Here is a 13,108-nt window from a genome sequence, read left to right as displayed (position 1 = left end):
TTTTTCCAATCGTTCCCTATAATGAAATACTCCGTATATCCCACACTAAAAAGAGTGATGTTGTGAAAGGAGTCTATTTCATGCTTCGAAAAATTTCTCTTTTGCTTTCGATTTGCTTTCTTCTCCACCAAAATATCGCTTACGGTGAAGATAATCAGCAAAGCATATACGAAAAGCGCATGGCACTATATAAAGAAACCGAGCAATCTTCAGGCATTCCGTGGTATTACTTAGCTGCAATGGATCAATACGAAAGAAATATACGGAGCGTAAGAAAAGATATTCCGAAAAAACCAGATGCCATTATCTCCCTTTATTTCAAACCAGAAATATGGGCTGGTCCCGTTAATGGTAACGACACTCTCCCCCATACAATTTCTCTATTTGGCGGATTGGGTTTAGATGGTGACAAAGATGGATTTGCAAACGCAAATAACGACCGTGATCTTCTGCATACAGCAGCGACAATTTTAAAGAAACAAGGAACGTCCGAAGACCGTGTTCACATTATGCTTTGGGAATATTATAGACGTGCGAAAACAGTTGAATTAATTACCGAATACGCCCAAATTTATAAACATTACGGACGTATTAATTTAGAAGGAAATGCTTTCCCTCTTCCGATTCGTAGTGACCATAGCTACCGTAGTACTTTCGGTGCTGGAAGAAGTTTTGGGGGAAGGAGAGTTCATGAAGGAACTGATATTTTTGCAGGCTATGGTGTACCAGTAAGATCTACTTGCTATGGCATTATTGAAACAAAAGGCTGGAACCGTCTTGGCGGATGGCGCATCGGTATTCGCGACCTTCATAATAATTACCATTATTACGCTCATTTAGGCGGATTCTCAAAAGAAATACAGCTTGGACAAATTGTCGAACCAGGAAAAGTAATCGGATTTGTCGGTAGCACCGGTTACGGCCCTCCCGGCACAGCTGGAAAATTCCCGCCCCACCTACATTTCGGTATGTATAAAGACAATGGTTATACAGAATGGGCTTTCGATCCATACATGCATTTAAGTCTTTGGGAGCGAAAAGAACGCACGCATACAAAACGATAACCGTAGCATATTGCTACGGTTATTTTTTTAATTCGGCTAACTATCCGTTTTCTTTTTATCAGGTACAACAACACTCCCACTTCCATAATAAGTAGGCACTTCCCCTTGAACAATACGCGTTGCAATCGGAACATCTTGTTTTACCTTTATTTCTTTCGTATGAAATGGAATAATCACTTGCAACGTGACTTCCATCTCCATAATAATTTGAATCGCTGTCGTATTGATCCCGTGCGGTTCAATTTTTTGTTTAATATCCGTATTCACATGACCAATCGTCGTGAAATCAATTGGAATATCGGGACCTATATTTCCAAGAAGCGCATTATCCGTTACACGACCAAAAGGAACTGCCATCGTTGCTCCATTTTTTTCAGAAATACCTAGCCCCTTCAAATCACCTTGTTCTACTTGCTGTAAATATTTTTCTATGTATGTGGTCGTTGACGTTACGATTTCATTTACTTGCTTTGTATTTAAATTAATTGTGGATACTTTCCCGTTTTTATCATTTTGTACTTTCATTAATGAATCGACATCAAACCCTTCATTAATTCTATCTTTTACCGCCTTCGTCATAACCGCTGTCGCCATTTTATGCGTCTCTACTTCCCCATATTTAAGTAATGTCGGCTGAATGCTTTTATTCACAATCCATAATCCTTGCACGAGTAATATGACAAAAAGAATAAACGACATAAGCAGTATGTGCCGAAAGGAAATTGGTCCCCTTCGAAACCGCGAATTTTTCGAACGAAATATACTCATAAAAAAACCTCCTTCTTATATCATTTCTATGCAAGAAGGAGGGACGATATATGCTTATCTCATTTTTAATAATGCTTCTTTTCCGATTGTGCCTGCCGTAATACCTAATGCTTCGGCCTCAATCGTTACTGATTCTAGCGGCGCTTCAAGAAGTTGTTCAATCGTTCTTACACCAACCGCACGGCCAGCAATAATTCCTCGATCACCTAACTTCTCATTTAAAAGACCTACATCTAATGCACCGCACATAATATATCCTTTATCGCTCATTACAGCTAGCAAATTTGTCTTTGGAAGTTTGACGCTAACCGCAATAAACGTATAATTATCGATTATAATTGGCTCCACATTAACCATAGTTCACACTCCTCTCTTTCTTATCTGTATGACAAGAGAAAAATGAGTGTTACAAGTTAACTAGCCTATAGTTTGACGGAAGATGTATGAGTTATCAACACGTCTGTTAACACATCTCTGAGTAACTCTGGCATATAATATTGTTTGTCAGAAAGTGTGGATAGCTCTGGGTATAAGTATCCGAATGTAAACATATCAATCGTTCCTACCGTATATATACGATCTAATTCCAGCGATTCCCCGTTAATCAATACATCTTCCAGTAAAATTTTATTCCCAGGAATCATATCTGGAATGACTTCGACACCAGCGTAAATCATTTTCCCCATCACTTTTCCACGAAATCCGAATCCTTTTACCTCAAGGTTCTCCATATTCGGGCGACGTGCTTTCAAAATAACTTCTCTTAACGTTTTCCCCGGCACTTTTAATAAACATGGATTAATTGGATGTGGACAAATTCTGTGAATATCTCCGCGCGTCACAACACCTTCATTTAATCCCTCTAATAGCACACCAGCGTTCACCATTCCAATTTCTGCACCGCACCACGTTTTCAGCGCATTTGCTAACATGTGCGAAAATGCCGTCTCATGAAACCAATCGACTGGTAAAGATTCCTTTAAATGAACGACAGGCTCTGCCATAATCTGTTTACTTTCTTCCTGCAGCAATTCAATTGTGGATAACGTTTTGCTATAAGCACCTAAACGTTCTGTCTTAATCGCTCTACCGTCCTTTTTCAACAGCTTCTTCGTCTCTTTATCCACAGTAAGCTGAACGTGCCCAACGTAACGTCCCCACTTTTCACAACAACAAAGTAAAGTATTATTCATAAGAATGCCACGCTCAAATAAATGGTGCGTATGTGCACCTAAAATAACATCTATATCATAATGCTCTGCCATATACTCATCCATGCTTTTTCCAAGATGAGAAAGGACAACCGTAATATGAGCCTCATCTCGCACTTCTTCTAAAATAGACTCTAAATGGATAAGCGGATCTTCAATATGCCAATCGAGCATATGATAAAACTCTGGATACGCTACTGTTAATCCGATAAAGGCAATCGTAATTCCATCTGTCGTTGTATGTAATTTATAAGGCTTTGCCCACGCTGGACGTACCCCTTCTTTTTCAAATAAATTCGCGACGAGCACCTCAAATCCAGCAGCATCATATAGACGATTCAAATGCTCCTTCGCTAACGTAATTCCTTCATTATTTCCGATTGTTACATAATCATATAACGCCTCATTCAAAAGCTTCGTATTGCCAAGTCCATTCGTCGCTTCCGAAATACTATGAAAACGATCCACATGATCGCCGATATCAACCGTCAAAACGGTCTCTCCCGCTTCCTGTCTTCGCTTTTTCTCCCCTTGTACAAACCGAGAAATTTGCGGCCAATTTTCAAAATGACTATGTATATCGTTTGTATGATAAAGGTGGATGATTGTTTCTTTATTTATATTCAGAGAAAAAACCTCCTCTCAGTTCCTTACTGCCATTTACGCTACACGTACGCAATAATCCTGTAAATACTTTTCGTCTTTTCTTGCTATTTTACATTGTACTCGCATTATAAGAAAAAGCAAAAGATTGTCCTTTTTGATAAGAAAACTTTTTCTAGTGTGTGGAAGGGTTTTAGATGATTGAACGGGGGGTTTGTTGGGGTTCCGGGGATTTGTCAAAAAGTTTAACAGAGAGTTCGGTAGGTGGGCTTCAATTGGATTTTCCAATAGATTGTCAGTGGATTTGTCAGTATCTTTGCCTTACTTCCAGACGGTCTCTTTTCCTACAACATGTTGTGGGGTATATACGGAATTTCTTTTGTCTTACTTTGTCGATAAGTCGATATCCCTTGTCGAATCGTCGATATATTGCAATAATCGCCGATATATTACGAGTTGTGGTCGATATATTTGAATAATCGCTAATATATTCAGCTGAATACCAACCTGGGTATACCAGACTGACCTAAACTGAATCGACCCCAGCACAACATAAGAAAGCGCCCTGCTGTGCAGGGCGCTTTCTTCATACATATATTAACCAATAGAACCTTCCATCTCAAACTTGATCAGGCGGTTCATTTCAACTGCGTATTCCATTGGAAGTTCGCGAGTGAATGGCTCGATGAAGCCCATTACGATCATTTCTGTAGCTTCTTGCTCAGAAATACCGCGGCTCATTAGGTAGAATAATTGTTCTTCTGATACTTTCGATACTTTCGCTTCGTGTTCAAGTGAAACGTAATCGTTTTTGATTTCGTTGTAAGGAATTGTATCAGATGTAGATTGGTTATCCATGATTAACGTGTCACACTCGATGTTAGAGCGAGAGTTTTTCGCTTTTGGTCCGAATTGCACGATACCACGGTAAGTTACTTTACCACCATGCTTCGCAATCGATTTAGAAACGATTGTTGAAGACGTGTTTGGTGCTAAGTGAATCATTTTCGCACCAGCATCTTGGTGTTGGCCTTTACCAGCAATCGCGATAGATAATGTTAAACCACGAGCGCCTTCGCCTTTTAAGATAACCGCTGGGTATTTCATCGTTAATTTAGATCCGATGTTACCGTCAATCCATTCCATCGTTGCGTTTTCTTCACAAACCGCACGTTTTGTAACTAGGTTGTATACGTTGTTCGCCCAGTTTTGGATTGTTGTATAACGGCAATATGCATCTTTCTTAATGATGATCTCTACTACCGCACTGTGAAGTGAGTTAGTCGTGTAAACAGGTGCTGTACAACCTTCTACATAGTGTACGTGTGCGCCTTCGTCTACGATGATAAGCGTACGCTCAAATTGTCCCATATTTTCAGAGTTAATACGGAAGTACGCTTGAAGTGGTGTATCCACTTTAATACCTTTTGGAACGTAGATGAATGATCCACCAGACCAAACTGCAGAGTTTAATGCAGAGAATTTGTTGTCTGTTGGTGGGATTACTTTTCCGAAATGCTCACGGAAAATATCTTCGTTCTCTTTTAATGCGCTATCTGTATCTTTGAAGACGATTCCTAGAGCTTCTAGGTCTTCTTTCATGTTGTGGTATACAACTTCAGATTCGTACTGTGCAGATACACCAGCTAAATATTTTTGCTCAGCTTCAGGAATACCTAATTTATCAAATGTCGCTTTAATTTCCTCAGGTACTTCATCCCAAGACTTCTCAGATTTCTCAGATGGTTTTACGTAGTACGTAATTTCATCGAAATCTAAGTCGTTTAAGTCGCCGCCCCATTGTGGCATTGGCATTTCATAGAACTTATCCAGTGATTTTAAACGGAAGTCTAACATCCACTGTGGTTCTTCTTTCATACGTGAAATCTCTTCAACGATTTCTTTTGTTAAACCGCGTCCAGCACGGAAAATCGAAACGTCTTTGTCTTTGAAACCATATTTATAATCGCCGATATCTGGCAGTTGCTTCGCCATGTTGGTGTGTCCCTCCTTAGATAACCTCGTTTTTAGGAACCTTTAACATTACTTATCTTCGTTTAAGCCCTTTTCTAACGCTTTCCACGCTAATGTTGCACATTTAATACGTGCAGGGAACTTGCATACGCCTTGTAATGCTTCAATATCTCCTAAATCAATGCTGTCATCGTACTCTTTTCCTAGCATCATGTCAGAGAAAATTTTAGAAAGCTGAAGTGCCTCTTCAATTTTCTTACCTTTTACTGCTTGTGTCATCATCGAAGCTGAAGACATTGAGATAGAACACCCTTCTCCTTCAAACTTCGCCTCTTGTACAATACCTTCTTCTACTTTCATCGTAAGTTGAATACGATCGCCGCAAGTTGGATTGTTCAAGTTAACAGTAACACTATCTTCTAACACGCCATTGTTACGAGGATTCTTATAATGATCCATAATAACTTGACGGTATAACGTATCTAAATTATTAAATGACATTTGTGAAATACTCCTTTGTCTTGATTAGTGATTCAACAAATGTATCAATTTCTTCTTTTGTATTATATAAATAGAAGCTCGCACGTGCTGTAGAAGAAGCTTTCAGCCACTTCATAAGCGGTTGTGCACAGTGGTGTCCTGCGCGAACCGCAATGCCTTCTACATCTAATACAGTTGCTACATCATGAGGATGTACGTCTTCAATATTAAATGTAACAAGACCAGCGCGATGCTTTGGACCATAAATTGTAACGCCATCTACTTCTGATAGTCTTTCTAAAGCATATTGCGCTAATTCATGTTCATGCTTTTCAATATTATGAAGACCGATTTCTTCTAGGAAATCAATTGCCGCACCAAGTCCGATTGCATTACCGATAATCGGTGTACCTGCTTCAAACTTCCACGGAAGCTCTTTCCAAGTAGATTCTTGTAAATCTACGAAATCAATCATTTCACCGCCAAATTCAATTGGCTCCATATTGTTCAGCAATTCTTTTTTACCATATAATACGCCGATACCTGTAGGTCCGCACATCTTATGAGCAGATAATGCGTAGAAATCACAGTTTAAATCTTGTACATCCACTTTCATATGAGGTGCACTTTGTGCTCCATCAACGATCATGATTGCACCGTTTTCATGTGCAATTGCTCCGATTTCTTTTACAGGGTTAATCGTTCCAAGTACGTTTGATACTTGCATAATAGAAACGATTTTTGTATTCGGTGTAACTGTTTGACGAACATCTTCTAAAGAAATTGTACCGTCTGGTTGAAGCGGAAGGTATTTTAAAGTTGCACCAGTTTTCTTCGCAACTTGTTGCCACGGAATGATGTTACTATGGTGTTCCATGTAAGAAATAACGATTTCATCGCCTTCTTTTACATTTTCAAGACCATAGCTAGCCGCTACTGTATTTAATGCAGTTGTCGTTCCGCGCGTGAAAATAATCTCTTCCATTGATTTCGCGTTAATAAACTTGCGAACTTTCTCGCGTGCACCTTCATACGCGTCGGTAGCTTTCGTACCGAGCGTATGAACACCGCGATGCACGTTAGAATTATATTCTTTATAGTAACGTTCTAACGTTTCAATGACTTGAATTGGTTTTTGAGAAGTTGCTGCACTATCGAAATATACAAGTTGTTTGCCGTTCACTTTTTGATCAAGAATTGGAAACTGTTTGCGTATTTCATGAATATTCATTAGCGAACTTTCCTTTCAATTACCTCAACAAGCTGTGCCTTTACTCCTTCAATTGGAAGCTCATTTACTACAGGTGCTAAGAATCCATGGATGACTAAACGTTCTGCTTCGCGTTTTGGAATACCACGGCTCATCAAGTAGTATAATTGGTACGGATCTACGCGGCCTACTGAAGCTGCGTGACCTGCCATTACATCATCTTCGTCGATTAAAAGAATTGGGTTTGCATCACCGCGAGCTTTTTCATCTAACATAAGAACGCGAGAAGATTGTTGTGCATTTGATTTAGATGCACCATGTTCAATCTTACCAATTCCGTTAAAGATAGATGTTGCACTATCTTTTTGTACACCGTGTTTTAAAATCCAACCTTCAGAGTGTTTACCGAAGTGAACAACTTTAGTTGTAAAGTTTTGTGTTTGGTTACCACGACCAATTGTTACTGTTTTTGTATCAGCATATGATCCGTCGCCCATTAAATTCGTAACGTTCTCTGAAATTGTGTTTCCGTCATTCATAAGGCCTAGAGCCCAATCAATGCGGCCGTCGCGTCCAACAACACCGCGGCGGTTAACGTAAGTTGTTACGTCTTTTGCTAATAGATCAACCGCACCAAATTTCACTTGTGCGCCTTGTTCCACGATTACTTCTGCTACGATATTTGCAATACCTTTAGCATTTTCATTTGCAACGTAGTTTTCTACATAAGTTGCAGTACTGTTCGCATCAGCTACGAATAATACGTGGTTATATACGTTAGCTTCTTCGCCGTCTACTAAGAATACAGCTTGAAGTGGAGTTTCAAGAACAACGTTTTTCGGAACATATACAAATGCACCGCCGTTGATTAATGCAGCATGAAGTGCAGTTAAACGATGCTCGTCTACCTTCACGCCGTCTTTCATTAAATACTTTTGTAATAGTTCAGCATGCTCTGTTGCAGCTGTTACGATGTCTGTAAAAATAACACCTTTTTCTTTTGCTTCGTCTGCTAAAGAAACGAATGCAGTTGTACCAGTACGTTGTACTAATACGCTGTTATTTTCATCGATTAAGTTTTTCACTGCTTCTGGAAGCTCTGTTAAAGAACTTACAGGCTCTTGCTTAGCAGCGTCGCCTTTTCCGATAAAGTCCCATTTTTCAATTTTCGTTTTATCAGGCGTTGGCATTGGAAGTTCAGTTGCTTGTGCAAGAGCTTGTAAGCGGAACTCAGTCAACCAAGCAGCTTCGTTTACTTCGCTTGCGCGCTGACGGATTGTTTCTTGATCGAAAGGTAATGTACCGATTGTCATGTTTATGCTCCTCTCTTACGCTTCTTGCTCTGCTGTTTCGTCTTCAATACCTAATTCTTTTTTAATCCAGTCGTAACCTTCAGCTTCTAGACGTTGTGCAAGCTCAGGGCCACCAGATTTAACGATACGACCGTTCATCATAACGTGAACGAAGTCTGGAGTGATGTAGTTTAATAAACGTTGGTAATGCGTAATCATTAGGCAACCGAAATCTTCGCCGCGCATTTGGTTAATACCTTTAGATACAACTTTTAATGCATCGATATCAAGACCTGAGTCGATTTCATCTAAGATTGCGATTTTTGGCTCAATCATCATTAATTGAAGAATTTCGTTACGTTTTTTCTCTCCACCAGAGAAACCTTCGTTTAAGTAACGTTGTGCCATTTCTGGATCCATTTCTAGGAATTCCATGTTTTTATCTAAAGTACGGATAAATTTCATAAGAGAAATTTCATCGCCTTCTTCACGACGTGCGTTAATTGCAGAACGTAAGAAGTCAGCGTTTGTTACTCCGCTAATTTCACTTGGATATTGCATTGCTAGAAATAGACCTGCTTGTGCTCGCTCATCTACTTCCATTTCTAATACATCTTCACCGTCGATGATGATGCTACCTTCTGTTACTTCATATTTTGGGTGACCCATAATTGCAGAAGATAAAGTTGATTTACCTGTTCCGTTAGGTCCCATAATTGCGTGGATTTCTCCACCTTTTACTTCAAGGTTTACACCTTTTAAAATTTCTTTACCGTCGATTGATACGTGTAAGTCTTTAACCGTTAATGTAGAACCAGCCATCTCAATACCTCCATTAATCCTCTATATACATTTTAAAAATTCCTAAAACGTTCATATTCTCATTTTATTCTCATTCTAATTTTATATCAAATAAAATGATATCGCAAACGACGAAAAAAAGTAACAATTTTTTCACAAATGTATATAAGTATTTCCCTTGCATCTTTATATGATACACCTTTCTTCTTATTTATATAAAGAAAAAAGGACTGGTAATTTTCCAGTCCTTCCCTTATATTTATTCACTTACCGGAAGTACAGCACCTTTATATTCTTTATTAATAAAATCTTGAATTTCTTTTGAATGCAGTACTTCTACTAGTTCTTTAATTTCTTTTTTCTTCTCGTCACCTTTACGAACTGCAATAATATTTGCATACGGAGAGTCTGATCCTTCAATCGCAATTGCATCCTTTGTTGGATTTAATTTCGCATCAATTGCGTAGTTTGAATTAATGAATAAAGCATCACCTTCATTATTTTCATATAGCTTCGGTGAAAGTCCCGGTTCTACATCTGTTTTAAACTTTAAGTTTTTCGGATTTTCTACAACATCTTTTACTGTTGCTTTAACAACATCTACACCGTCTTTTAATTTAATAACGCCACCTTTTTGTAACAATGCGAGCATACGGCCACGCTCCGCTACGTTATTACTCATAATAACTGTTCCGCCATCTGGCAATTCTTTTAAACTTTTATACTTCTTAGAATAAATGCCCATTGGCTCTAAATGGATTTTTCCTGCGTTTACAATTTTATATCCCTTTTCTTGAATTTCTTTATCTAAGTAAGGAATGTGTTGGAAGTAGTTCGCATCAATTTCCTTATCCGCTAACGCTTTATTCGGCAAAACATAATCCTGGAACTTTTTAATCTCTAATTTAATGCCCTTTTTCTCTAGTATCGGCTGTGCCTTTTCTAAAATAACAGCATGTGGCACGTTAGAAGCTCCCACAACAAGCTTATTCTCTTCTTCCCCTCCGCAAGCAGCTAATGTAAATACAGACAGTGCTGTAACAACTGACAATAGAATCTTTTTCATATGATGTCCCCTTCTCCCCTATAGTTATGTAGTTATAAAAAAGGCTGGCATACACCAGCTCTTTTCAGCAATTATTCTTTTACAGGAACAACCGCTCCTTTATATTCTTTATTAATAAAGTCTTCGATTTCTTTAGAATGCAATACTTCTACAAGCTCTTTAATCCCTTTTTTATCTTTATCACCTTTACGAACCACTAATACGTTTGTGTATGGAGAATCATCACCTTCAATTGCAATTGCATCTTTTTCTGGATTTAATTTCGCATCAATTGCATAGTTCGAGTTAATTAAAACAGCGTCGCCTTCTTTATTGTTATACACTTGTGGTAACAAACCAGGCTCGATATCCGTTTTGAACTTTAAGTTTTTCGGATTATCTGCAATATCTTTTGGAGTTGCACTAACTGGATCTACTCCGTCTTTAATTTTTAAAATGCCTTCTTTTTGTAAAATTGCTAAACCACGTCCATGGTCAGTAACGGAATTACTCATAATAATTGTCGCCCCGTCTGGAAGTTCTTTTAAACTCTTATATTTTTGAGAATATACACCAATTGGTTCCAAGTGAATTTTCCCTGCTATTTCAAAATCATATTTTTTATCTTTCATTTCTTTTTCTAAATACGGAATATGCTGGAAGTAGTTTGCATCTAAATCCTTATCCGCTAACGATTTATTTGGTAACACGTAATCTTGGAACTTTTTCACTTCTAATTCAATTCCTTTTTTCTCAAGTAACGGTTTTGCCTTTTCTAAAATTTCAGCGTGCGGCACGTTAGAAGCCCCCACAACTAGTTTCTTTTCATCTTTATCTTTCCCGCCACAAGCAGCTAACCCAAAAATAGAAGTTGAAATAAGTGCTGTAAGTAATAATTTTTTCATTTGAAACATCCTCCTGTTTTTTTATTATCGTTTATCTATTCGAGTCGTTACACTATCACCAATCCACTGAATGAAAAATACCACTAGTAATACACAAATTGTCGCAACGATTGTTACATCGTTATTTCCTCGCTGGAATCCTTCTAAATAAGCAAGTGTTCCAAGGCCACCAGCACCAACAACCCCCGCCATTGCTGTATAGCCTACTAAAGCGATTGTTGTAACCGTAATACCAGATACTAATGCTGGTAACGATTCTGGAATTAATACTTTCAAAATAATAGTGCTTGTTTTTGCTCCCATTGCTTTTGAAGCTTCAATTACACCTTTATCAATTTCGCGAAGTGCAATTTCAACCATTCTCGCGTAAAACGGTGCCGCTCCAATAATTAAAGCTGGCAGTGCTGCACTCGCTCCAAGAATTGTTCCAAGCAGAATCTTTGTGAATGGGATTAATAAAATGATTAAAATGATGAATGGTATCGAGCGGAAAATGTTTACGAACGCTCCAATCGCCGTGTTAACCGATTTGTTTTCCCATAAATTATCTTTCGCTGTCATAAAGAGTAACAATCCTAAAATTAGTCCTAAAACAAATGTGGCAAGAGCTGCGATTGCCGTCATATATAACGTTTCACCAGTTGCTTCTAACATTTGATTCCAATCAATATTTGTGAGTAACTTATCCATGTGCAATCACCTCCAGCTCTACTTGATCTTGATGTATTCCCTCTATTGCTTGCTGAATCGCTGTTTCCTCACCATTTAAATGAATAACTAAACTACCGTAAGAGCCGTTATTTGTTTGGGCGATGTTTCCTTGCAAAATGCTAACTTCTATATCACTGCGTTGCATTAATCTTTGAAGTACTGGTCTTTCTACAGCTTCACCGATAAACTGCAAACGAACTACTTTACCATCTGGATACTTTTCAATTAAACTTTCAATCGTTTCATTTGTATCTTCAGAATCCGTTAACTGCTGTACAAATCGCTTTGTAATGTCTTTCTGCGGATTGCGGAATACATCAAGTACTGGACCCGTTTCTACAATCTTCCCTTTCTCCATTACCGCCACTCGATTACAAATCTTTCGAATCACGTGCATCTCGTGTGTAATGAGTACAATTGTTAAACCGAGACGCTTATTAATATCTAATAATAAATCTAAAATTTGATCTGTCGTTTCTGGATCAAGAGCTGATGTCGCTTCATCACATAAAAGCACTTGTGGATTGTTAGCTAATGCTCTTGCAATACCAACGCGTTGCTTTTGTCCTCCGCTCAGCTGAGATGGATACGCGTCCCCTCTTCCTTCTAATCCAACAAGATGAATTAACTCATCCACTCGTTTTCTTCTCTTCGCCTTATCAACACCTGCAATTTCAAGTGGGAACTCGATATTTTCGCGTACAGTTCGTGACCAAAGTAAGTTGAAGTGCTGAAAAATCATTCCGATTTCTTGCCTTGCCTTACGAAGTTCACTCCCTGTAATTGCTGAAATCACACGATTTGCAATTGTAATTTGGCCAGAAGTTGGTTTCTCTAACTGATTGAATAATCTGATTAAAGAACTTTTCCCAGCGCCACTATATCCGATTACACCAAATATTTCACCTTTGTCTATTTTTAAATTGGCATTATCTACAGCAGTGACATCACCGCTTTTTGCTTTATATATTTTCTTTACATTTTCTAACAAGATCATGATGTTCACCCCTTTTTTTGTTTAAAAAGCGTAAGCGGCTCGTTTAG

General features: G+C 38.4%; 13 protein-coding genes. 1 reads left to right on the top strand and 12 read right to left on the bottom strand.

The genetic code is table 11. The annotated features are described in order from the left end of the window. Positions 1-80 precede the first annotated feature (80 nt). On the top strand, positions 81-1,064 hold the full coding sequence (locus JDS99_RS11510) for a M23 family metallopeptidase (RefSeq protein ID WP_199695104.1): 984 nt from the start codon (positions 81-83) through the stop codon (positions 1,062-1,064). Between the two features lie 36 nt (positions 1,065-1,100). On the opposite strand, the gene yunB is transcribed toward JDS99_RS11510, so the two are convergent. The 12 genes from yunB to JDS99_RS11450 all read right to left on the bottom strand — a co-directional run bounded on the left by yunB (position 1,101) and on the right by JDS99_RS11450 (position 13,061). Then, a complete protein-coding gene (gene yunB / locus JDS99_RS11505; RefSeq protein ID WP_046954393.1) occupies positions 1,101-1,832 on the bottom strand; it encodes a sporulation protein YunB in 732 nt (243 codons plus the stop codon). A 54-nt stretch (positions 1,833-1,886) separates the two neighbouring features. Further along, the gene (locus tag JDS99_RS11500) at positions 1,887-2,189 is read right to left on the bottom strand and encodes a YunC family protein (RefSeq protein ID WP_000248463.1); all 303 of its coding nucleotides are present in this window, start codon (positions 2,187-2,189) and stop codon (positions 1,887-1,889) included. Between the two features lie 65 nt (positions 2,190-2,254). Beyond that, complete coding sequence (locus tag JDS99_RS11495) at positions 2,255-3,646, bottom strand: bifunctional metallophosphatase/5'-nucleotidase (protein WP_088608551.1); 1,392 nt, start codon at positions 3,644-3,646, stop codon at positions 2,255-2,257. Between the two features lie 597 nt (positions 3,647-4,243). Further along, entirely contained in the window at positions 4,244-5,641 is a 1,398-nt protein-coding gene (sufB, locus tag JDS99_RS11490) for a Fe-S cluster assembly protein SufB (protein ID WP_001118829.1), read from the bottom strand. A gap of 48 nt (positions 5,642-5,689) precedes the next feature. Continuing rightward, positions 5,690-6,121, bottom strand: a complete 432-nt coding sequence (sufU, locus tag JDS99_RS11485; protein WP_000009525.1) for a Fe-S cluster assembly sulfur transfer protein SufU — start codon at positions 6,119-6,121, stop codon at positions 5,690-5,692. Then, complete coding sequence (gene sufS, locus JDS99_RS11480; protein WP_001020765.1) at positions 6,111-7,331, bottom strand: cysteine desulfurase SufS; 1,221 nt, start codon at positions 7,329-7,331, stop codon at positions 6,111-6,113. Before sufS ends, sufU begins: the two co-directional genes overlap by 11 nt. Next, positions 7,331-8,623, bottom strand: a complete 1,293-nt coding sequence (gene sufD, locus JDS99_RS11475) for a Fe-S cluster assembly protein SufD (RefSeq protein ID WP_000152177.1) — start codon at positions 8,621-8,623, stop codon at positions 7,331-7,333. The genes sufS and sufD overlap by 1 nt, the downstream gene beginning before the upstream one ends. A 15-nt stretch (positions 8,624-8,638) precedes the next feature. Then, positions 8,639-9,424, bottom strand: a complete 786-nt coding sequence (sufC, locus tag JDS99_RS11470) for a Fe-S cluster assembly ATPase SufC (protein ID WP_000929161.1) — start codon at positions 9,422-9,424, stop codon at positions 8,639-8,641. A 238-nt stretch (positions 9,425-9,662) separates the two neighbouring features. Then, on the bottom strand, positions 9,663-10,469 hold the full coding sequence (gene metQ, locus JDS99_RS11465; protein ID WP_097907384.1) for a methionine ABC transporter substrate-binding lipoprotein MetQ: 807 nt from the start codon (positions 10,467-10,469) through the stop codon (positions 9,663-9,665). 71 nt (positions 10,470-10,540) lie between these two features. Then, positions 10,541-11,353 (bottom strand): methionine ABC transporter substrate-binding lipoprotein MetQ, encoded by an 813-nt coding sequence (gene metQ / locus JDS99_RS11460; RefSeq protein ID WP_097891388.1) that lies wholly within the window; start codon positions 11,351-11,353, stop codon positions 10,541-10,543. A 24-nt stretch (positions 11,354-11,377) separates the two neighbouring features. Continuing rightward, positions 11,378-12,043 carry a methionine ABC transporter permease gene (locus JDS99_RS11455; protein WP_000359548.1) on the bottom strand — a complete coding sequence of 222 codons (666 nt, stop codon included), beginning with the start codon at positions 12,041-12,043 and terminating at the stop codon, positions 11,378-11,380. Beyond that, entirely contained in the window at positions 12,036-13,061 is a 1,026-nt protein-coding gene (locus JDS99_RS11450; RefSeq protein WP_088064733.1) for a methionine ABC transporter ATP-binding protein, read from the bottom strand. The genes JDS99_RS11455 and JDS99_RS11450 overlap by 8 nt, the downstream gene beginning before the upstream one ends. Positions 13,062-13,108 lie beyond the last annotated feature (47 nt).

This window comes from Bacillus cereus group sp. N6 (assembly GCF_016483705.1).
Classification (GTDB): Bacteria; Bacillota; Bacilli; order Bacillales; family Bacillaceae_G; genus Bacillus_A; species Bacillus_A wiedmannii.
The sequence above is the reverse complement of the archived record's forward strand: the minus strand, read 5'-3'. Positions and strand labels throughout refer to the sequence as shown.

Coding starts and splice junctions, on each gene's coding strand:
- JDS99_RS11510 (WP_199695104.1), top strand. CDS start 81: ATGCTTCGAAAAATTTCTCTTTTGCTTTCGATTTGCTTTCTTCTCCAC.
- yunB (WP_046954393.1), bottom strand. CDS start 1,832: ATGAGTATATTTCGTTCGAAAAATTCGCGGTTTCGAAGGGGACCAATT.
- JDS99_RS11500 (WP_000248463.1), bottom strand. CDS start 2,189: ATGGTTAATGTGGAGCCAATTATAATCGATAATTATACGTTTATTGCG.
- sufB (WP_001118829.1), bottom strand. CDS start 5,641: ATGGCGAAGCAACTGCCAGATATCGGCGATTATAAATATGGTTTCAAA.
- sufU (WP_000009525.1), bottom strand. CDS start 6,121: ATGTCATTTAATAATTTAGATACGTTATACCGTCAAGTTATTATGGAT.
- sufS (WP_001020765.1), bottom strand. CDS start 7,331: ATGAATATTCATGAAATACGCAAACAGTTTCCAATTCTTGATCAAAAA.
- sufD (WP_000152177.1), bottom strand. CDS start 8,623: ATGACAATCGGTACATTACCTTTCGATCAAGAAACAATCCGTCAGCGC.
- sufC (WP_000929161.1), bottom strand. CDS start 9,424: ATGGCTGGTTCTACATTAACGGTTAAAGACTTACACGTATCAATCGAC.
- metQ (WP_097907384.1), bottom strand. CDS start 10,469: ATGAAAAAGATTCTATTGTCAGTTGTTACAGCACTGTCTGTATTTACA.
- metQ (WP_097891388.1), bottom strand. CDS start 11,353: ATGAAAAAATTATTACTTACAGCACTTATTTCAACTTCTATTTTTGGG.
- JDS99_RS11455 (WP_000359548.1), bottom strand. CDS start 12,043: ATGGATAAGTTACTCACAAATATTGATTGGAATCAAATGTTAGAAGCA.
- JDS99_RS11450 (WP_088064733.1), bottom strand. CDS start 13,061: ATGATCTTGTTAGAAAATGTAAAGAAAATATATAAAGCAAAAAGCGGT.